The sequence below is a fragment of the Sphingomonas sp. Marseille-Q8236 genome (assembly GCF_965112005.1).
In genome coordinates, this window is sequence record NZ_CBCOPO010000004.1 from 24,144 (window position 1) to 41,831 (window position 17,688).

The 17,688-nt window shown below is 64.6% G+C and carries 17 protein-coding genes and 1 pseudogene; 9 read left to right on the plus strand and 9 right to left on the minus strand.

The window, feature by feature from the left end; all coding sequences use genetic code 11:
* The first annotated feature begins 249 nt into the window (after positions 1–249).
* Both ACWPWT_RS20565 and ACWPWT_RS20570 read left to right on the plus strand, forming a co-directional pair.
* Positions 250–822 (plus strand): recombinase family protein, encoded by a 573-nt coding sequence (locus ACWPWT_RS20565; protein ID WP_007407197.1) that lies wholly within the window; start codon positions 250–252, stop codon positions 820–822.
* Positions 823–883: 61 nt separating this feature from the next.
* Positions 884–1,459 (plus strand): recombinase family protein, encoded by a 576-nt coding sequence (locus tag ACWPWT_RS20570; protein WP_285139582.1) that lies wholly within the window; start codon positions 884–886, stop codon positions 1,457–1,459.
* Positions 1,460–1,534: 75 nt separating this feature from the next.
* Here the strand turns inward: ACWPWT_RS20570 and ACWPWT_RS20575 are convergent, their stop codons facing one another.
* The 3 genes from ACWPWT_RS20575 to ACWPWT_RS20585 all read right to left on the minus strand — a co-directional run bounded on the left by ACWPWT_RS20575 (position 1,535) and on the right by ACWPWT_RS20585 (position 2,749).
* Positions 1,535–1,987, minus strand: a complete 453-nt coding sequence (locus ACWPWT_RS20575; protein ID WP_285161384.1) for a hypothetical protein — start codon at positions 1,985–1,987, stop codon at positions 1,535–1,537.
* Positions 1,988–2,100: 113 nt separating this feature from the next.
* Entirely contained in the window at positions 2,101–2,514 is a 414-nt protein-coding gene (locus tag ACWPWT_RS20580) for a DUF2442 domain-containing protein (protein WP_035386330.1), read from the minus strand.
* Positions 2,501–2,749: a DUF4160 domain-containing protein gene (locus ACWPWT_RS20585; RefSeq protein WP_035386331.1), complete on the minus strand. Its 249-nt coding sequence runs from the start codon at positions 2,747–2,749 to the stop codon at positions 2,501–2,503. The genes ACWPWT_RS20580 and ACWPWT_RS20585 overlap by 14 nt, the downstream gene beginning before the upstream one ends.
* 219 nt (positions 2,750–2,968) lie before the next feature.
* Between ACWPWT_RS20585 and ACWPWT_RS20590 the strand changes: the two genes are divergently transcribed.
* From ACWPWT_RS20590 to ACWPWT_RS20600, 3 genes are read left to right on the plus strand one after another with little or no spacing between them, the layout of a single operon-like run.
* A complete protein-coding gene (locus ACWPWT_RS20590; RefSeq protein WP_016509639.1) occupies positions 2,969–3,607 on the plus strand; it encodes a nucleotide-binding protein in 639 nt (212 codons plus the stop codon).
* The gene (locus ACWPWT_RS20595) at positions 3,597–3,911 is read left to right on the plus strand and encodes a hypothetical protein (protein WP_035386332.1); all 315 of its coding nucleotides are present in this window, start codon (positions 3,597–3,599) and stop codon (positions 3,909–3,911) included. Before ACWPWT_RS20590 ends, ACWPWT_RS20595 begins: the two co-directional genes overlap by 11 nt.
* Before the next feature lie 21 nt (positions 3,912–3,932).
* Positions 3,933–4,856 (plus strand): replication initiator protein A, encoded by a 924-nt coding sequence (locus ACWPWT_RS20600; RefSeq protein ID WP_016509643.1) that lies wholly within the window; start codon positions 3,933–3,935, stop codon positions 4,854–4,856.
* Positions 4,857–5,374: 518 nt separating this feature from the next.
* On the opposite strand, the gene ACWPWT_RS20605 is transcribed toward ACWPWT_RS20600, so the two are convergent.
* Positions 5,375–6,412, minus strand: a complete 1,038-nt coding sequence (locus tag ACWPWT_RS20605; protein ID WP_419790022.1) for a type IV secretory system conjugative DNA transfer family protein — start codon at positions 6,410–6,412, stop codon at positions 5,375–5,377.
* Positions 6,318–6,788, minus strand: a complete 471-nt coding sequence (locus ACWPWT_RS20610; RefSeq protein WP_156843923.1) for a hypothetical protein — start codon at positions 6,786–6,788, stop codon at positions 6,318–6,320. Before ACWPWT_RS20610 ends, ACWPWT_RS20605 begins: the two co-directional genes overlap by 95 nt.
* A gap of 192 nt (positions 6,789–6,980) precedes the next feature.
* On the opposite strand from ACWPWT_RS20610, the gene ACWPWT_RS20615 reads away from it, so the two are divergent.
* A complete protein-coding gene (locus tag ACWPWT_RS20615) occupies positions 6,981–7,256 on the plus strand; it encodes an HU family DNA-binding protein (RefSeq protein ID WP_035386333.1) in 276 nt (91 codons plus the stop codon).
* The gene (locus ACWPWT_RS20620) at positions 7,253–7,753 is read left to right on the plus strand and encodes a MucR family transcriptional regulator (protein WP_016509662.1); all 501 of its coding nucleotides are present in this window, start codon (positions 7,253–7,255) and stop codon (positions 7,751–7,753) included. The genes ACWPWT_RS20615 and ACWPWT_RS20620 overlap by 4 nt, the downstream gene beginning before the upstream one ends.
* Before the next feature lie 199 nt (positions 7,754–7,952).
* On the opposite strand, the gene ACWPWT_RS20625 is transcribed toward ACWPWT_RS20620, so the two are convergent.
* Positions 7,953–8,738 (minus strand): SDR family NAD(P)-dependent oxidoreductase, encoded by a 786-nt coding sequence (locus ACWPWT_RS20625; protein ID WP_004213209.1) that lies wholly within the window; start codon positions 8,736–8,738, stop codon positions 7,953–7,955.
* Positions 8,735–9,286 carry a recombinase family protein gene (locus tag ACWPWT_RS20630; protein WP_004213210.1) on the minus strand — a complete coding sequence of 184 codons (552 nt, stop codon included), beginning with the start codon at positions 9,284–9,286 and terminating at the stop codon, positions 8,735–8,737. Before ACWPWT_RS20630 ends, ACWPWT_RS20625 begins: the two co-directional genes overlap by 4 nt.
* 139 nt (positions 9,287–9,425) lie before the next feature.
* On the opposite strand from ACWPWT_RS20630, the pseudogene ACWPWT_RS20635 reads away from it, so the two are divergent.
* A pseudogene (locus tag ACWPWT_RS20635) lies at positions 9,426–12,382 on the plus strand (Tn3 family transposase).
* A 263-nt stretch (positions 12,383–12,645) separates the two neighbouring features.
* Here ACWPWT_RS20635 and ACWPWT_RS20640 read toward each other — a convergent pair.
* Both ACWPWT_RS20640 and ACWPWT_RS20645 read right to left on the minus strand, forming a co-directional pair.
* Positions 12,646–13,974, minus strand: a complete 1,329-nt coding sequence (locus tag ACWPWT_RS20640) for a hypothetical protein (protein WP_020817906.1) — start codon at positions 13,972–13,974, stop codon at positions 12,646–12,648.
* 26 nt (positions 13,975–14,000) lie between these two features.
* Entirely contained in the window at positions 14,001–14,606 is a 606-nt protein-coding gene (locus ACWPWT_RS20645) for a recombinase family protein (protein ID WP_026109404.1), read from the minus strand.
* A 129-nt stretch (positions 14,607–14,735) separates the two neighbouring features.
* On the opposite strand from ACWPWT_RS20645, the gene ACWPWT_RS20650 reads away from it, so the two are divergent.
* Complete coding sequence (locus ACWPWT_RS20650; protein ID WP_228168062.1) at positions 14,736–17,687, plus strand: Tn3 family transposase; 2,952 nt, start codon at positions 14,736–14,738, stop codon at positions 17,685–17,687.
* Position 17,688: the final 1 nt, after the last annotated feature.

Sequence of the window (17,688 nt, forward strand, 5' to 3'; positions counted from 1 at the left end):
CTTCGAGGGAAGTGCAAGCTGCTGACATCGACTCCGATCACCAGCGACGCCGAGTGTGACAAACGCCGGCCCCGCTTAGCAAGCGTTCATTCGGCTTTCGCTGACATTGGCTTCGAAAACTGACACGCGTTGCCAAACCGGCCTGTTCGACGTAAATCTACCCGGTAAAGAAAACTAGGGCAACATAGACCTGCCGATGACGACTTTCTTCCCAAACCGCGCCCGATCGGGGCGCCACCGGCCCTACGCATGAAAATCGGTTACGCCCGCGTATCGACCGCCGAGCAGAACCTGGACCTCCAGCGTGATGCGCTGAAGGCTGCCGGCTGCGAGAAGGTCATCACCGACAAGGCCTCCGGGGCGACTGCCGCTCGCCCTGGATTGGAAAAGGTGAAGGAGCTGCTTCGCGCCGGCGACACACTGGTGGTCTGGCGCCTCGACAGGCTCGGCCGCTCGCTCCGTGATCTGATCGGATGGATGACCTACCTCGACGAGGAAAAGGTCGGGCTGCTGAGCCTGCACGAGGCGATCGACACGACCACCACGTCGGGCAAGCTTACCTTCCACCTGTTCGGGGCATTGGCGGAGTTCGAGCGCAACCTGATCCGCGAGCGGACCCAGGCCGGTCTCACCGCAGCCCGCGCTCGCGGCAAGAAGGGTGGCCGGCCGGCCGCACTCGGCAAGGACAAGCGCGACCTGGCCGTCAGGCTCTACCACGAGAACACGATGCCGATCGCCAAGATTTGCTCGATGCTCGGCATCTCCAAGCCAACACTCTACGCCTATGTGCGATCGGCCGAGACCAAGCCGGTAGCCGCGTAGCGACGCTCGCCGACAAATAGCGCGATCAGAATGCCGCCACTTAGCGCGAGCGTTTACACCCTTGCTCGTCGGCTATGCGCGCGTGTCCACTCGCGACCAGTCCCCTGCCCTACAGCTCGACGCGCTCCGCCAGGCCGGATGCGAACGGGTGTTCATGGAGAAAGCGTCCGGCGCGCAGCGCGATCGGCCGGAGTTGAAGGCGGCGCTCGACTATCTTCGCGCCGGCGACACGCTGGCGGTGTGGAAGCTCGATCGGCTCGCGCGCTCCGTTCGGCAGCTCGTGGAGACGGCCGAAGATCTCGCCAAGCGCGAGATCGGCCTTAGGGTGCTCACCCAGGCGATCGACACCACCAGCCCCGGCGGACGCCTCGTTTTCCACGTCTTCGCAGCCGTGGCGGAGTTCGAGCGCGAGCTGACCTTGGAGCGCACCCATGCCGGGCTTGCCCAAGCGAAGGCGCTGGGGCGGCGCGGCGGGCGTAAGCCGGCGATGGGGCCGGCCGAGATCAAGCGCGCCAGGGCGATGCTCGCCGACCCGACCATCACCGTCGAGGAGGTGGCAGCGCAGATCGGCGTGCAGCCGTCCACGCTCTATCGGCACATACCGGGCGGGCGCAGCTCGCTAGGCCCGCCGGCGTAGCGGAGGCCGCCCGATTGGGGCGGCCGCGTCTTGCCCCCCCCACCCAACCCTTGGGTCGCGCCTACGGCCCGGCAGTCATGCGAACAGGTCGCCGATCGCGCGCAGTCGGAAGGCGTTGAGCCACCGGCGCCGACGATGTTCGGTGGCGTCGTGGACCATGTGGCAACGCTGACAGAGCGCGGCGAGGTTTCGCGGCCGGTTGTCGCCGGGATCGTGGTTCAGGTGCGCGCTGGCGAGGACGACGCGCGTGACGCGGTATGGCGCGGGCGCGCCGATCCCGGCGAACCCCGGTTGCACGATTGGCAGCTGGACCGGCGTCGGCAGGCGGCGAAGCCCCCTGCCCTGCCCGTCGCGCCAGGTCGCGGCGTCCTCGTCCCACCAGACGCCATTCTCTACGTGCAGCACGTCGCGGCCGTGCGGGCGACGGCAATGCTCGCACCGCCCCTTGGCGCGGCCGAACCGGATGAGATTGGACAGCTCGCGCCAGTCGATCGGGTAGAGCCAGCGATGTTCGCGCGCGATCGGCATGACGATTCTATGAGTCATCGGAGGGTGGAACGAAAGCGGAAACTTCGCATACACCCCCCTACTCGCCTAAAAACCTTCTTAGTGTTACAGGCAAAAAGGCCAGTAGTGCCAGATCAAGCCGCCGCGAATTTACCCGGCCGACCGCCCTTCCGGCCGTTCGCGCGCGAAGCGGCGACCTTAACAGCCGTGCGGGAGCGGCCCCCTTCCGCGCCGAGCTGGCGGGCCATCCATTGCTTCGAGCCGAACACGCCTTGGAGCAGCGCCGGGACATAGAGGTCCGCGTCGAGTTTGGGCCAGTGAAGCCCCAGCCCCGCCGGACTGATCTCGATTTCAGCGAGGTTGTCGGGCGACGCATCGGCCAGCCCTTCGGCGAGCTGCGTCGGGAATGTCAGCTCGACCCCGGTATTGAGTGCGACCACGACGCGCGACCGCCGACGATCGTAACGGGCGGACACGGCATGACCCGCGGCGCGGGTCGCTTCCATGCGCGCTTCGGCTTGCGCCAGCTCTTGCTCAGTAATCGCCATGTATCGCACTCCATTCCGCGCACAGCGCCGGCACCAGCTCGACCAGCGCGGCCTCGATCTTGTTCACGTCCGGCACCTTGAAGCCGAAGCTCTCCCGCAGCTCGGGCGGACCACCGGGGCAGTTCAGGTTGAACACCGCCTCTCCTTCCGCGCCTTTCACATGGACGTGCGCCGGGCGGTGATCGTTGGGCCAGATCACGACCCGCAGGCCGCCGATGCGATGGACGACAGGCATTGGCCGACATATCAGAAACCCAAGCGCTAGGGAATAGTTGCATGGCGAGCTCGTCCCTGGCGGGACCGCGCTCTATCTCCGTTGCGCTCCGACCGAGCCGCTTACAGCGTCTCGGCGCTTGCGCGTGACGATCGCTCGCGCGGGAAGGTGAAAAGGGTCTTTCCTTCACTCTCAATCACCTTCATAGTGTCACAGGAAAGAGAGCCAGAAGGGGCGAAGGTGCAAATCTACTCACTTGTCAGCCAGAAGGGCGGAGCTGGGAAAAGCACCCTTGCCCGTCAGCTCGCGGTTCTCGCGGGCGAGGCGGAGCCCAGCCTTATCATCGACCGCGACCCGCAGCGGACGACGACGAAGTGGTGGACGCGGCGCGAGCAGATCGAGCCGGCCTTTGAGCGCCCCGAGCTGGTCGACCTGGACGGCACCAATTTGACTGACGCGGCCAAGCGGCTCCGGCGCAAGTCCGACGGCGCGCTGTTCATCGACACGCGTCCTGCCGTCGAGGAGCCCGAGGCCGAGGCCGCGCGCGTGGCGGACCTGGTGATTGTCCCGGTGCGGCCGTCGCCAGACGACCTGGAGGCGGTCGGGGAAACGTTGAAGATCCTCCGCCGGCTCGACCGACGTGCGGCCGTCATCGTCAACGCGGCCAAGAACGAGGCCCGCGCGATTGCCGCGCGTGCCGCGCTGTCGCGCTACCCGGTCCCGGTTTGCCCGATCCACCTATCCGATCGGACGATCTATCTGGACGCCTCGCTTGAGGGGAGGGGCGTCACCGAAATGCGCGGCCATGCGGCCCGCGAAGCGGCCGACGAGCTGCGTCAGGTTTGGAGCTGGATTCAGGAGATACGACATGAGCAGTAAGCGCACCGGCCGCGCGCTCGCCGACGTAATGGGCGAGCTGGACGAGGAGCCGGCCGCGGCCCCGAGCACCGCGGCGGCGACCGAGGCAGCACCCGTGCGGGACACCGCCTCGCCGGTGATCGTGCCGATCAACGTGCAAGTCACCCCGCGCGATCGTCGCCGGCTTCGCCAGCTCAGCCTCGACACAGGGTTGTCTTTGCAGAAGCTGGGGCATGAGGCGTGGAACCGGCTCTTGGAGGCGCGCGGGCTGGAGCCGCTGGAGGCGGTAGCCGCCAGTGTGCCGAGCGGCCGATCACGCCGCTGACCTCTGACCCTTGGAGCCTTTATGACTAAGAAGGTCAGAAGGAAGGAAGGCGGTCGCGCCGGCGTACTCGACCAGCTCGACCTGTTCGTGACGCTGCCAGGCGACATACCGACTCATGACGAACAGGAGATGATGGAGCGGCCGTTCTTCAGCCTTTCCAAGCAGCGCCGCAGCGAGCCGATCGACTACCAGGTGCAGAACGGCGCCACGACCATAACTGTCAACGTCACGGCCCCGGCCGAGATCGGTATCGCCACCATTTGGGATTGCGACATCCTGATATGGGCGGTGTCGCAGCTCAGGGCGGCGAAGGCGGCGGGACAGCCGACCACGCCGCACTTCCACGTCCCGCTCTATGAGCTGCTACGCGGGATCGATCGGCCGACCGGGGGAGACGAGTACCGGCGCATCGTAGAGGCACTTGAGCGGTTGAGCGCCACCCTGATCCGCACCAACATTCGCCAGGGCAAGAAGAAGCGCCCCGAGGGCTTCCACTGGATCGAGCGCTACTCGGCACCGACCGACGACCTAGGCCGATCCACGGGCGTCGAGTTCACCATATCGGATTGGCTCTACGAGGGCGTGCTGACCGACCGCCTCGTGCTCGGCATCGACCGAGCCTATTTCAAGCTGACCGGCGGAATCGAACGTTGGCTTTACCGTGTCGTGCGCAAGCATGGCGGCCACCAAGCGGCGGGTTGGGCCTTCACCATGAAGCAGCTCCACCACAAGAGCGGCAGCACCCAGCGCGTGGCCGACTTCGCCAAGGAGCTTCGGCGCGCGGTCGAGCGGCAGCGGCTACCCGGCTACTGGCTGGAGCTGGTCAGGAACGATGAAGGCGAGGAGGTTCTTAACTTCACAGAGCGTTGCCAGCTTTCGACCGACCATCCAGGGTTCCAGTTCAAGCGCTTGCCGCGCCCGCCGATGGGGTTTCCGGCCGACTGATCGCCAGGGGCCAAAACCCCGATAGTGGTGAGGCTCCAACTATCGGGGGAATGGCCCCTGCGAATCACGGGGTTTTGGCCCCGCGAATCACGGGGTTTTGGCCCCTGAAACGGCCGCTAACCCTTTGACGATACAGGCCGAAACCGCTCCGTAAGGGTCTTAAACCTCCTATTACATAGGAGACTCTTCTTAAGGACTCAGGCCTGTGGATAACCCCGATTGGTCCATCGGATCGGGGGCCAAAACCCCGATAGTGCGCAAGACAGACCGACCGCTCGCCACCAACCAGTGGAAAAAAGGACAAGCGGAATCGGCCTAACGGCCGATGCACTTTCGCTGCGTGCCGCCTTCGGCGTCACAGGGGCGGCGCTACGCGCCGCTAGCTAGGCGGGAAAGAAGTGGGGACGGGTAGCGACGGAATCGCCCGCTACGGCCGTCCAGGCGCGACGTGGAGGCAAAAGAGGGGCTTTTAGGTGGTTTGGGATGCCGATCGGCGCGAGCGCCCCCAGCGGGCTTAATTAGGCCGGATCGAACAGGCCGTCGAACTCGCGCTGGTCATAGTAGCGGATTTTCTCGACCGCGAGCGGGTGTTCCCCCTGGCGCAGCAACAGAATCTGGTCGGGCCGCATCCGCATGATTTCATCAGGCGTGGCGAGTTGCCCGGCGGTGACGTGCGCGCTGACGCTTTCCGAGGGGCCGGCGCGCTCGCCATAGTTGGCGCGGAGCTGGTGCATGTCCTGGAGGATCGGCCAGAGTTGGAGACCATAGCCGGCCATCAGGCCCATCGCCCGCTCGACCGGTTCGAGGCGACCGAGGGCGGCGAACTCGTCCAGCAGGAACAGCACCGGCCGGGGAGGGCGAGCGGTCGATCGCGCCATGTCGGTGACGGCCTGGCTCACCAGCAGGCGCAGCCAGCGCGCATAGGTGTCGAGCCGATCGGGCGGCAGGCACAGGAACACCGTTGCGGTCGACTCCTTCAATCCCGCGAACGTGAAATCGGACGCGGCCGTGCTGGCGACGATGCGCGGGCTATCGAGGAAGTGGGTGTGGCGCTGGGCCGAGGACAGCACGCCCGCGGCTTCGCGATCGGACTTGCCGAGCTGGCGGTTGGCGGCGCGCGCGACCAGGCCACCAGCGCCGGTGCTGCCCTGCATCGCCGCGAGCAGCGCGGCGAAGCCGGCAGGGGCCAGGGTCAGATAATCGCGCACCGTCGCCAGTGTGCGCCGATCGGCGGGTTCGGTAGTGACGACGTGGAGGATCAGCCCGGCGATGAGCGCCTTGGCTTCCTCGTTCCAGTGGGCGTCGCCCGATTGCCCCGGCGCGTCGTGGACCAGCGCGTCGGCGAGCGTGTTGGCATCTTCCGCCAGATCGAGGCTGGTGGGATCGAGCCGGTCGAGCGGATTGTAGCGGGCAGGGGGCCGGCCCGACACGCCGAACCAATCGAGGCACCAGACCGGACCTTTAGCGGCGCGGGCGCGGGCGGTGATGCGGGCGTTCTCGCCCTTGGGGTCGATGCAGGTGACCGAGCGATCGAGCAGGAGCAGGTTGGGGATGATCGTGCCGACGGCCTGGCCAGAGGGTGGGGGCCATCGTCAGCAGATGCGCCGCGCCGTCATAGCGGAGCAGCTTGCCCAACTTCGCCGAGCGGCCGATCAGGAGATCCCCGCTCACCTCCAGCTTTCGCACGTCGGCGCGGTCGCCGAAGCGGGCGGACCCCAGCAGCTCGCTTTGCCGGTTGGCGGCATTGCGATTGACGCGCCAGGTGAAGAACAGGATCACGCCGAACAGCAGGAACGGAATGTCGGTCGCAATCTCGCCATAGCCAAAGATGCCCTTGAGCCAGGCGTTGCTGGCGAACAGGGCTACCACCGCCACGACGATCGCGAGCCGCCAGCTTATCGGTCGACGCCCGCCGATGCGCGGACCCGCCATCAGTGAGGTTGCTCAATTAACGGGCATCGGATGTGCAGGACAAACATCATCGCTGCATGATCGCGATCTACGCACGCTACGCAACGGTGTCGCCAGCCCGCTGCATCTTGCCGGCGCCACCCGGAAAGGGGATGCACTGTTGCGCCCGTGACCGGAACGATTATCCCGGTGCACGTTTACGGGAGATATTTGATGAAGCTAGACGATCTTGTGAAAGGCATTGCCGAGGGAAGCGATCTGAGTGCCGCCAAGGCCCGGGCGTTGATCGACCGCGTGTTCGGTGACATCGGCGATGCGGTTGCGCGGGGGGAGGAGGTGTCGCTGCCGGGTTTCGGCAAGTTCTCCAGCAAGGCCCGGGACGCCCGGACCGGTCGCAATCCCCGGACCGGCGAAGCTATGGAGATCGCCGCGTCGACCAAAATGGTGTTCACACCGGCCAAGGCACTCAAGGACAAGCTTTCCTCATGACCACAGAAATCGATACCGGCCCGAACGCGATCGAGCTCGCAACCGAGCTGACGATCGCATGGCTGAGCAATCCCAACACGCGCGTCGCGGCCGAGGACGTGCCGGCATTTCTCACCCGGATGCGTGACAGCATCACAGGATTGATCGACCAATCGAGCACAGCAGTTCCGCAGGAAGCGACGGCCGCCCAGTTCACGCCGGCGGTGTCGGTACGTAAATCGCTGGCGTCGAAGGATCATATCATCTCGCTGATCGACGGCAAGCCGTACAAGACGCTTCGCCGTCATCTAAGCGGACATGGACTCACGCCCGAGCAATATCGGGAACGCTACAATCTGAAGCCGGACTACCCGATGGTGGCAGAGGCGTATTCAGAAGCCCGGCGCGCTATGGCAAAGAAAATCGGTTTGGGGCGCAAGCCTGGTCCGCACGCAGCACCGGCCCACCCGAGCCCGCCCACGCGGCAAAAATTGAGGCTGCCTACGATCACCGAATGAATCGCCGGGTCCGCAGCCGTTGATGGATCAGGATCCCAGCAGCGCCACTTAAGCCATGCGTAGCGACATCAGCTTGTCGGGGTCAATTGGGGGTGACTACACGAAAGTGACGTATCTGCACGCTAAGGGCGAACAAATCCGGTACGATGCCAGCAGATGCTATTCGCAGGCTTTCCTGCCCCTTTTATGTGGTGCCGCCCTACGGGCGCCGATATGGGAGGGCGGCAATCCGATTGACCAACGATCGAGGTAGAACCCTGCTCGCCAAATATGTGAGCTGGTTGCCCATCCCCGGTATGGCGAAGGATTGCCGATAAACCAGAGCGTGGACTGCATGGGCCGCGCACCGGTCAACGTCCATCAAACCCAACCTCCCCCACTTCAAATCGCTGAGGGCAGCCATGTCTGTGTCGATTCCACCGGGTGCAAAAGACCCAACACTCACTCCCGTCCCGGCAAGCTCCACGGAAAGCGCTCGCATGAGGGTGCTCACATAGGCTTTCGACGCGCCGTAGACCGCTTGGAAGGGCACGGATGTTTCGCCCGCCAGGCTCGACACGGCGATTACTGAGGATTCAAACGGCTGCTCCCTGAAAATCGCAATCAGGCGAGCCAGCAAATCCGTGAAACCGAGTATGTTTGTTTCAATTACCTCGGCATAAGTGTCGGCACGGCCTGCATCAAATGAACCAACGCTCGTCATTCCGGCAACCAACAAAGCGGCTGTTACTTGCAATTCTGCAACCTTAGCCGCGATTTTCTCCCTGCCCTCGATTTCACGTTGATCAGCCACTATAATCTCGCACGGCACATTGAACCGCTCGTCAATTTCGGTCTGTAGCTCCCGCAAGTTGTCGAGCCTTCGTCCAACAATCAGGGGCTTGGCCTGGTACGATGCCGCCAAGCGGAGGGCGGACGCTCTGCCCAAACCGGTCGAAGCCCCTGTGACCAGCACCCACGAGTTCTTGATCGCCAGCGGTTTCACGCGTTTTCCAGAGCCTTGTATAGGGCGGTTTTGCCGATCTTGAGCCGGGCCGCCGCCTCACGAACAGTGAGGCCCGCTGCGATATGCGCCCGCGCTTTACGTAGTTTGTCGGGGGTAACGACAGGCCGGCGACCACCCTTGTTGCCCCGCTCGCGTGCGGCCTTGAGGCCGGCATGAGTGCGTTCACGGATCAGGTCACGCTCGAATTGGGCCAGCGAGCCGAAGATGTTGAACACCAGCATGCCGCCCGAAGTGGTGGTGTCGATATTCTCGGTGAGTGAGCGGAACCCGATGCCGCGCGCCGCAAGCTCGCCGACCTTCTCGATCAGGTGGCTCATCGAGCGGCCGAGGCGGTCGAGTTTCCAGACCACCAGCGTGTCGCCGGGGCGCAAATAGGCGAGCGCTTCGGTTAGGCCAGGCCGATCGGCTTTTGCCCCGGATGCGTGATCGTCGAATATACGGTCGCACCCGGCAGTGTTCAGCGCGTCAAGCTGGAGCGACAGCTTCTGGTCTGCGGTCGAGACGCGCGCATAGCCGATCAGCGCCACATGATGCCCGATCCTGTCCGTTTTCCCGTCATTATGCGATCTTGTCCGAATCGCCGTTACAGGTCCAGAGTTAACGGACATATTCCTGTTGGCCGCCAGAGGACCGTCTGACGGACACGCAAAGCGAAGGAGATGATGCTTGGCGAGACGGCGACTGGTGAGCCTGGAAATCTGGGCGAGGCATTATGGCGCGCCGCTCGATGAGCGCGAGATCGCGCGTCATTATACGCTGACCAGCGACGACCTGGAAATTGTCGGCCGCCGTCGCGGCGATGCCACCCGGCTCGGCTATGCGATGCTCATGCTATATATGAGATGGCCTGGCCGTGCGCTGGAAGCGGGCGAAGTCCCGCCCGCTCCTGTGCTCGCCTATGTGGCGCAGCAACTCGGCGTCGCGCCGGCAGCCTTCGCGGATTATGCCCATCGGGACCAGACCCGTCGCGAGCATCTCGTCGAAATCCGGCGATCGCACGGGTTCAGGATTTTTGACCGCAACGCTTTCCGTGAAGTTGTCGCCTTCTCGGTCCCAATCGCGCAGACCATCATACACCCCGGCCAGATGGCAGACGTCATCGTCGATGAACTCCGGCGCCTGCAGATCCTCCTGCCTTCTCCGTCGATTCTCGAAGCGGTGCTGCGGCGGGCGCGCCAGCAAGCCGAACAGCTTACCTATGAAGTGCTCACGAATGGCCTGCTGCCTGACACCCTTCAGGGCCTGGACGATTTGCTGGCCCGACGACCGGGGCAGGTCGCGACATGGCTATCCTGGATGCGCAATGCGCCACAATCGCCGGCAGCGCGCAACATCCTGCGCCTGATCGAACGGCTCGCCTATATCCGCGCGCTGGGCCTCGATCGCGCCCGTGCCGACATGATCCCGGCTTTGACTTTTGACAGGCTGGCGGACGAAGGCAGCCGCATCACACCCCAGCACCTTGGCGAACTCAATGCCCTGCGCCGCCATGCGACGCTGGCGGCAACCGGCATCCGGCTTGAGGAAAGCCTGACCGACGCCACCCTGACGATGTTCGACAAGCTGTTGGGCAGCATGGCGCGCCGCGCCGAGAACCGGACCCGCGACAAAGCCCTCAAGACGGTGCGCGAGTTGCAAGGCCACCTCGGACGCTCACGGGGTCTTGCCGCCTCCTCATCGACGCGCGCAGCAAGGGCGTGGATTCTCTGGCGCAGATCGAGGCGCTGGACTGGCAGCACTTCGCCGTGGCCGTCGAGCAGGCCGAAGTGCTCGGGCGACCGGAAACCGTCGATCGCACCGCCGAATTGATCGAGCGGCATCGGACGGTGAAGCTCTTTGTCGGCGCTTTTCTCAACGCCTTCGAGTTTCGCGGCGCCGGCGCGGTTCAGGGGCTCCTGTCAGCGCTGGCCATCATCGCGGAGCTATATCGGACCGGCAAACGGCGCTTGCCTGATCGCGTGCCGCTACGCTTTGTGCCGCCCGCATGGCGCCCGTTCGTCCTGCGGGATGGCATCGTTGATCGTGCCGCTTATGAACTATGCGCCTTGTCGCAACTACGCGAGCGGTTGCGAGCCGGGGATATATGGGTCGCGGGAAGCCGGCAGTTTCGCGATTTCGACAGCTATCTCATACCGCCGGCGACCTTTGCGGCGCTGCGCGAGAAGGGGCCGTTGCCGCTCGCCATCGAAACGGATTTCGAGCGCCATATCGAGGAACGGCGCACCAGGCTCGACACGGCGATCGAGCAGGTAACGGTCCTTGCACGGCAAGGGGAGCTGCCCCAGGTTAAGCTTGACGAAAACGGTCTCATCATCTCGCCGCTGAAGGCGGCAACACCGCCCGCCACCGAGATTGCCCGTCGCGCCGCCTATGATCGACTGCCGCGCGTGAAGATCACCGATCTTCTGCTGGAGGTCGATGCCTGGACCGGGTTCAGCGAATGCTTCATCCATCGTCGTTCGGGCCGGGAAGCCGACGATCGCAATGCGCTGCTCACGGTCATCCTCGCCGATGGCATCAATCTCGGCCTCACACGCATGGCGGAAACCTGCCGGGGCGCAAGTCTGCGTCAGCTCGCCCATCTTCACGACTGGCACATCAGCGAAGCCGCCTATGGCGAAGCGTTGGGAAGGCTGATCGACGCCCATCGCGCCATGCCGCTCGCCGCGCTGTGGGGAGACGGCACCACTTCGTCGAGCGACGGACAGCAATTTCATGCCGGGGGCCGTGGGGCCGCGATCGGCGACATCAACGCGCGCAGCGGCAACGAACCAGGCGTTGCCTTCTACACCCATGTCTCGGATCGATATGACCCCTTCGCAAGTCGGGTGATCGCGGCGACCGCTGGCGAAGCGCCCTATGTGCTGGATGGCTTGCTGTATCACCAGACCGGCCTGACGATCGAGGAGCACTACACCGATACGGGCGGGGCATCGGACCATGTGTTCGGCCTCATGCCCTTCTTCGGCTACCGCTTCGCGCCGCGCCTGCGCGACATCAAGGAGCGTCGTTTACACCTCCTTCCCGGCCAAGAATCCGGCCCCTTGCTTGCCGGCATGACGGCCGAACCGATCGCATTGGGTCATGTCGCGGCGCATTGGGACGAACTGCTGCGGTTCGCCACGTCGATCCGCACCGGCACCGTCACTGCTTCGGCAATGCTGCGCCGCTTGTCCGCCTATCCGCGACAGAACGGACTGGCCCTCGCACTACGCGAGCTGGGCCGCCTCGAACGCTCCATTTTCATGCTCGACTGGCTGCGCGACATCGACCTGCGCCGGCGCACCCAGGCGGGCCTCAACAAAGGCGAAGCCCGCAACGCGCTCGCCCGCGCGCTCTTCTTCAACCAGCTCGGCGAACTGCGCGATCGTCGGTTCGAGAACCAGACCTATCGCGCCTCCGGCCTCAACCTGCTCGTCGCCGCCATCATCTTGTGGAACACTCGCTATCTCGAAATGGCGCTGGCGGACATCGGCACAGCCGACGAAATCGCACGCCACATCGCGCCATTGGGCTGGGAGCATATCTCGCTGACCGGTGACTATAGCTGGAATGTTGAAGATCAACCCGATCCGGACGCCTTGCGACCGCTGCGCGCCGTCAACTCCCTACTTGCCGCGTGACGTTCGCTATCCGTTCGCCCTTTCCGTGCAGATACGTCACTTTCGTGTAGTCACCCCGACACGGTCGAAGCCGTCCCGGGGAACGCGGCGATGCCGCTTCATTCAACTGAGTCGCCGGGTGCTGAATCCGACCATCATGACCATCAGCGTGGTGCTGGAATAGGGGAGGGTACAAGCTCATGACGAACGCCGTCACCCTTGGTGGCCTCTGTGCATTGTAGGGACACGGATTCACGGTAGGCATCGACGTCAGGGGTAGCGAACTATTTGCGCAGGTTCTCGATGCCAAGTTCGCGCCATATCCAAGTGAAGTCGTAGGTGGCCATCGGGTCGTTCGCGTCGAGTTGGCTGCTGCTGCGGTTTTCGAGATGCTTGAGCCACCCGGCTACTCGGTGCCGGCCTGCGGCAGTTTGAACGGCTGCGCGCGGGGTGATGTCGCCGAGCATGCCGACGGGTTCATCGAGCGTCGCGCGGTACTGACGGTCGAGCATGGCATGGATGAGCGGGGTTGCAACCTCTGGCGCAATGGCGGGTGCCGGTTCGGATGATGTCAGCCCCTCGGCCCGCGCCGCCATGGCCTGTTCGACCGTCTCAATCGTGGTCAGCGGCGAGCCGACCAACCCGGCGAGCGCATCGTTGATAAGCGCGGTGCCGCGTTTCGCTCGCTCGGCCGAGGTGACGGCGAGCATCAGGGCGCGGCCTTTCAATTCGACATTGCCGAGCACCGGGGTGCCGTCCGCCATCGTCACACCCCACGCCATGCGCCCGGTGCTTTTCGCTTTTCCGTTCGGTTTCTCGCCCAGCCAGTTCCAAAAGTGCGTGGTTTCCCGCTGAAGCGCAGGGACAGTATCAAGCCGCTCGCCGACCAGCGCCTGGGTCACGCCGCGTGCGAAGGGAAAGCGCACGCGGTGGAACATCACCTCCTCGCCATCAATGTTGTGCAGCGTGGGGATGGGCGCCGGTCCCATGGTCTTGGGAACGACATCGAACAGCCATGCCGTGCTGATGAGGGCCGGAAGTGCAGCCAGATCGTCGGCGTCTAGGTTCAACGCGGTGCGCGGGCTGCGCTTGCCCTTCGAGCGCCGTAGATCGGCGACGAGCGCCTCGGCCGCCTCCATCGTGAACGACAGCACGCCGCCCGACAGGAGGTGCTTGCCTCCGACCTGCACGACGCGGGCACCGATCCTGTCCCATTGCTTCAGCGTCTGCGAGGCGCTGCGCTCGGATACTCGAAGCGGCTCGCCGCCCCGGATCAGGTCGCGCACGAGGAAGCCGCTGCCGGGCTCGACCTCGCTGACCTCGTGGAGGCTCATCACTGACGATCGAAGGGCACGCAGGTAGATTTTGGTCGGGCCGCTCTCATTCCAGCCCCGGCGCCGAATATAGTCATCGACGATGTTCCGGTCGGGTTGGATGGTGCGCGTCAGCAGATCCTCGAACGCGCATCCCCACAACACGCCGGCCCAATGATCGCCGACGATGTCCGCCAGCTCGTCCGCTTCGAAGTCGAACTCCTCCATCGCCAGCCCGAGATGATCGCCGAGCGCCTCGCCCAGATGCTCGCCCCAGGCCGGCGAGGTGGCGAACTTCATGACGCCGGACAGATCGTGACCACGCTTCATGCCTGTTCCCTCTGCTGCTGACTGAATTGCTGGCGGTGCGCGGCGACGATGCGCGAGACGGTGGGTTCACTGACGCCGTAGAGCCGCGCCATCTCGGCACCGGACTTGCGGCCGGACGTGACGGACTCGGCGATTTCGCGGCGCTGCTTGTCGCCGAGCTTGGGCCGACGCCCGCCGATCCGTCCTTCTGCGCGAGCCTGGGCAAGGCCGGCGCTGGTACGCTCGCGGATCATGGCCCGCTCGAACTCGGCGAAGCTTCCCACCATCTGCATCATCATCCGCCCTGCCGCGGTGGTGGTGTCGATCGCCTCGGTCAGTGAGCGGAAGCCCGCGCCTGCCAGCTCGATCCGCTCCATGATGTGCAGCATATCCTTTAGGCTGCGCGACAGCCGGTCAAGCTTCCAGACGACGACGACGTCTCCGTCGCGCAACTGGCCGATCATCTCCAGAAGCTTGGGTCGGTCCCACCGCCCACCGCTGGCGGTCTCCTCGAACACCCGCTTGCAGCCGGCCGCATCGAGCGCGCGCCGCTGCGCGGCGTTCGACTGGTCGTCGCCCTTCGACACGCGGGCATAACCGATCAGATAGGGTTCGCGCGTCATCTGCGTCTCTTTCACAAACGGCCGTATCTGGAGGCGGAAACAGCATGCACCAATTTCCGCAGCCTTGGGTCTTTCACAATCCTCTTTCACTAAGCCAACAAAAGGCAAGAGGTTTTTGGAGGATGAAACATGCCCGCACGTATTCCGATGACCCAGCGGCAGCGCGCCGCGTTGCTTGCTTTGCCCGACAGCGAGGCGGCGGTGGTGCGACATCATGGCCTCGATGCCGAGGACCTTGCTGCGATCGGCTTCGCACGCACTCCGGCGACCCGCTTGAGCTATGCCCTGCAACTCTGCTGCCTGCGCTATCCGGGGCGACATCTGCGCACAGGCGAGCTGTTGCCTGCAATCATGCTCGACCACATCGCCGAACAGGTCGGAGTGGATGCAGGCGTCGTCGCCGACTTCGCGCGGCGAGCGCCGACCCGCTACGATCAGCTTGCCGCCATCAAGGCGCGCTTCGGATTCACCGATCTGAGCCGGCCAGCGCGCGGCATCATGATGACTTGGCTGGAAACCGAAGCCATGGCTATCGTGGACGGGCGCATTTTGCTTGATCGATTGCTGGACGAGCTGCGCACGCGACGCATCGTCATCCCTGGCATCAGCGTCGTTGAGCGGATGGCGGCCGAGGCGATGCTTCGGACGGAAACCGATCTGGTCGCCGCGGTCGATGCTAAACTCGATGCGGATATGCGTCAGCGTCTCGATATGCTGATCGATGAGAAGGTACATGACCGGCAGAGCCGCTTGTCCTGGCTGCGCGAACCAGAGCCCCGCGTCGCGTCAGCCTCGCTTGCCGAAATCCTCGAGAAGGTCGCGATAATCCATAGGACCGGTATTTCCAGCATTCCGGTCGATCCCCTGCACGAGCCCCGCCTGACGCAGTTCGCCCGCGAAGGCGTGCGATATACAGCCCAGGCTTTCCAACAGATGCGCGTCTCCCGCAGGCGGGTCATCCTGCTTGCAACGCTGCGCGAGATGGAGGCCACGCTTACCGACGCGGCGATCGCCATGTTCAGCGCCTTGATGGGACGCGCTCACCTTCGTGCTCGCAAACGCCTGGAGCAGAGGGTCGCGATTTCGGGACGCGAAGGCCGCGATCGGCTGATGCGGATCGCCACTGTGCTGGAAACAGTTAGCCAGGCAGCACGCGCCGGCGGAGATATCGGTGCGGCCCTCAGGGATATCGTGCCTCTCGACATGCTCGATGCTGATGCCGCAATCATCCGTCGTACCGCGGCACCTCACAGGGACGATGTGCTGAGCGAGATCGCAGCCGAATACCGGACCTTCAAGCGAACAGGGCCTCTATTCCTGCAAGCGCTCGATTTCCACGGTCGGGCCGGCACCGCGGCATTGCGCGACGCGATGGCGATCCTGTCGAATCTTGATGGCGACTGGCGCAAGCCCCTCCCTGCCGACGTTCCGCTCGGTCATGTCGAGCGGCGCTGGCACCGCCATGTCGTGGTCGCCGGCAAGATCGACCGGACGCACTGGGAGATGGCGACTTACGGCGCGCTCACCAATGCACTGGCCTCGGGTGATATCTGGGTGCCGAGGTCAAGGCTGCACAGGTCGCTGGACGTGCTGCTCGCGCCGTTATCCGGCGCAGCGCTGCAACCGCCGTTCTCGCTCGGTAATCCACACGCATGGCTCGATCAGCGCGCCGCGCAGCTCGACAGCGCCTTGCGCGACGTCGCCCACAATCTGGCCGGACGCGATGCTGCCCTGTTCGCTGGCGAGCGATTGCGATTTCCCAAGGAACTGAAGGACGATGATGCCAGGCACGACGAAGGACGGCGCCTGACGCTTGCCTGCTACGACATGCTGCCTGCCACGCGTATCACCGACGTGTTGTCGCAAGTCGAACGCTGGACCGGCTTCACCCGGCACTTCGGGCACGTCTCGACCGGGTTGCCGCCTGGCGATGAGCAGGCCTTCCTCGCCACTCTGATTGCCGAAGCGACCAATCTTGGGCTGTCGCGCATGGCCGAGGTATGCGGCGCAGGGTCACGCCGCGCGCTGCTGCGCATGCAGACATGGCACATGCGCGAGGAAACCTTTCGGGCGGCGCTCGCCTGTCTGACCGACGCCATCCACGCCGAGCCGATCGCCGCCTGGTTTGGGCAAGGACACCGGGCTTCCGCGGATGGCCAGGCCTTCTACCTGGGCGGGCCGGGCGAAGCCGGCGGAGCGGTCAACGCCCATTATGGTCGCGACCCAGTGGTCAAGATCTACACCACCATCACCGACCGCTACGCGCCGCTGCACCAGACGGTGATCGCCGGCACGGCAGGAGAAGCCATCCATGCGCTCGATGGGCTCCTCGGCCATGACAGCAACGCCGATCTGACCGCGCTGCACGTCGATGGAGGCGGCGTTTCCGACATCGTATTCGCGACGATGCATCTCCTCGGGCTCGATTTCGAGCCGCGCATTCCTCGCCTGTCCGACCGGCGCCTCTACGCTTTCGAACCCTCGAAGCGCTATGGCAGGCTTGCGCCACTGTTCGGTCACAGGCTCAACCGGGACCTGATCGTCAGCCACTGGCCCGATATTGAACGTGTCATTGGCGCGATCCGTCACCGCACCGTCACGCCATCGTTGATCCTGAAGAAGCTGTCCGCCTACCGCCAGCAGAACAGCCTCGCTGCGGCGCTGCGGGAGATCGGGCGGATCGAGCGCACGCTGTTCACGCTCCGCTGGTTCGAGGATCCGGCTCTGCGCCGTACCGTCACTGCCGAGTTGAACAAGGGCGAGGCCCGCAACAGCCTTGCCCGGGCGGTCGCCTTCCATCGGCTCGGCCGTTTTCGCGACCGTGGCCTGGAGAACCAGCAGACCCGAGCGGCCGCGCTCAACCTCGTCACCGCAGCGATTATCCTGTTCAACTGTCGCTATCTGGGGCGCGCCGTCGACGAAATGCGTCGTCGAGGAAGCCCCATCGATCCAGCTATGCTGTCCCGGCTCTCGCCGTTGGGTTGGGATCGCATCAATCTCACCGGCGATTATGTCTGGTCCGATCACCTCGATCTCGACGCCAACGGCCTCATGCCGCTGCTCATCAAACCGCTACCGTGAA

Excerpts from the sequence above, each read along its gene's own strand:
- ACWPWT_RS20565 (WP_007407197.1), top strand. The coding sequence starts at position 250 with ATGAAAATCGGTTACGCCCGCGTATCGACCGCCGAGCAGAACCTGGAC.
- ACWPWT_RS20575 (WP_285161384.1), bottom strand. The coding sequence starts at position 1,987 with ATGCCGATCGCGCGCGAACATCGCTGGCTCTACCCGATCGACTGGCGC.
- ACWPWT_RS20580 (WP_035386330.1), bottom strand. The coding sequence starts at position 2,514 with ATGGCGATTACTGAGCAAGAGCTGGCGCAAGCCGAAGCGCGCATGGAA.
- ACWPWT_RS20585 (WP_035386331.1), bottom strand. The coding sequence starts at position 2,749 with ATGCCTGTCGTCCATCGCATCGGCGGCCTGCGGGTCGTGATCTGGCCC.
- ACWPWT_RS20595 (WP_035386332.1), top strand. The coding sequence starts at position 3,597 with ATGAGCAGTAAGCGCACCGGCCGCGCGCTCGCCGACGTAATGGGCGAG.
- ACWPWT_RS20600 (WP_016509643.1), top strand. The coding sequence starts at position 3,933 with ATGACTAAGAAGGTCAGAAGGAAGGAAGGCGGTCGCGCCGGCGTACTC.
- ACWPWT_RS20610 (WP_156843923.1), bottom strand. The coding sequence starts at position 6,788 with ATGGCGGGTCCGCGCATCGGCGGGCGTCGACCGATAAGCTGGCGGCTC.
- ACWPWT_RS20615 (WP_035386333.1), top strand. The coding sequence starts at position 6,981 with ATGAAGCTAGACGATCTTGTGAAAGGCATTGCCGAGGGAAGCGATCTG.
- ACWPWT_RS20620 (WP_016509662.1), top strand. The coding sequence starts at position 7,253 with ATGACCACAGAAATCGATACCGGCCCGAACGCGATCGAGCTCGCAACC.
- ACWPWT_RS20640 (WP_020817906.1), bottom strand. The coding sequence starts at position 13,974 with ATGAAGTTCGCCACCTCGCCGGCCTGGGGCGAGCATCTGGGCGAGGCG.
- ACWPWT_RS20645 (WP_026109404.1), bottom strand. The coding sequence starts at position 14,606 with ATGACGCGCGAACCCTATCTGATCGGTTATGCCCGCGTGTCGAAGGGC.
- ACWPWT_RS20650 (WP_228168062.1), top strand. The coding sequence starts at position 14,736 with ATGCCCGCACGTATTCCGATGACCCAGCGGCAGCGCGCCGCGTTGCTT.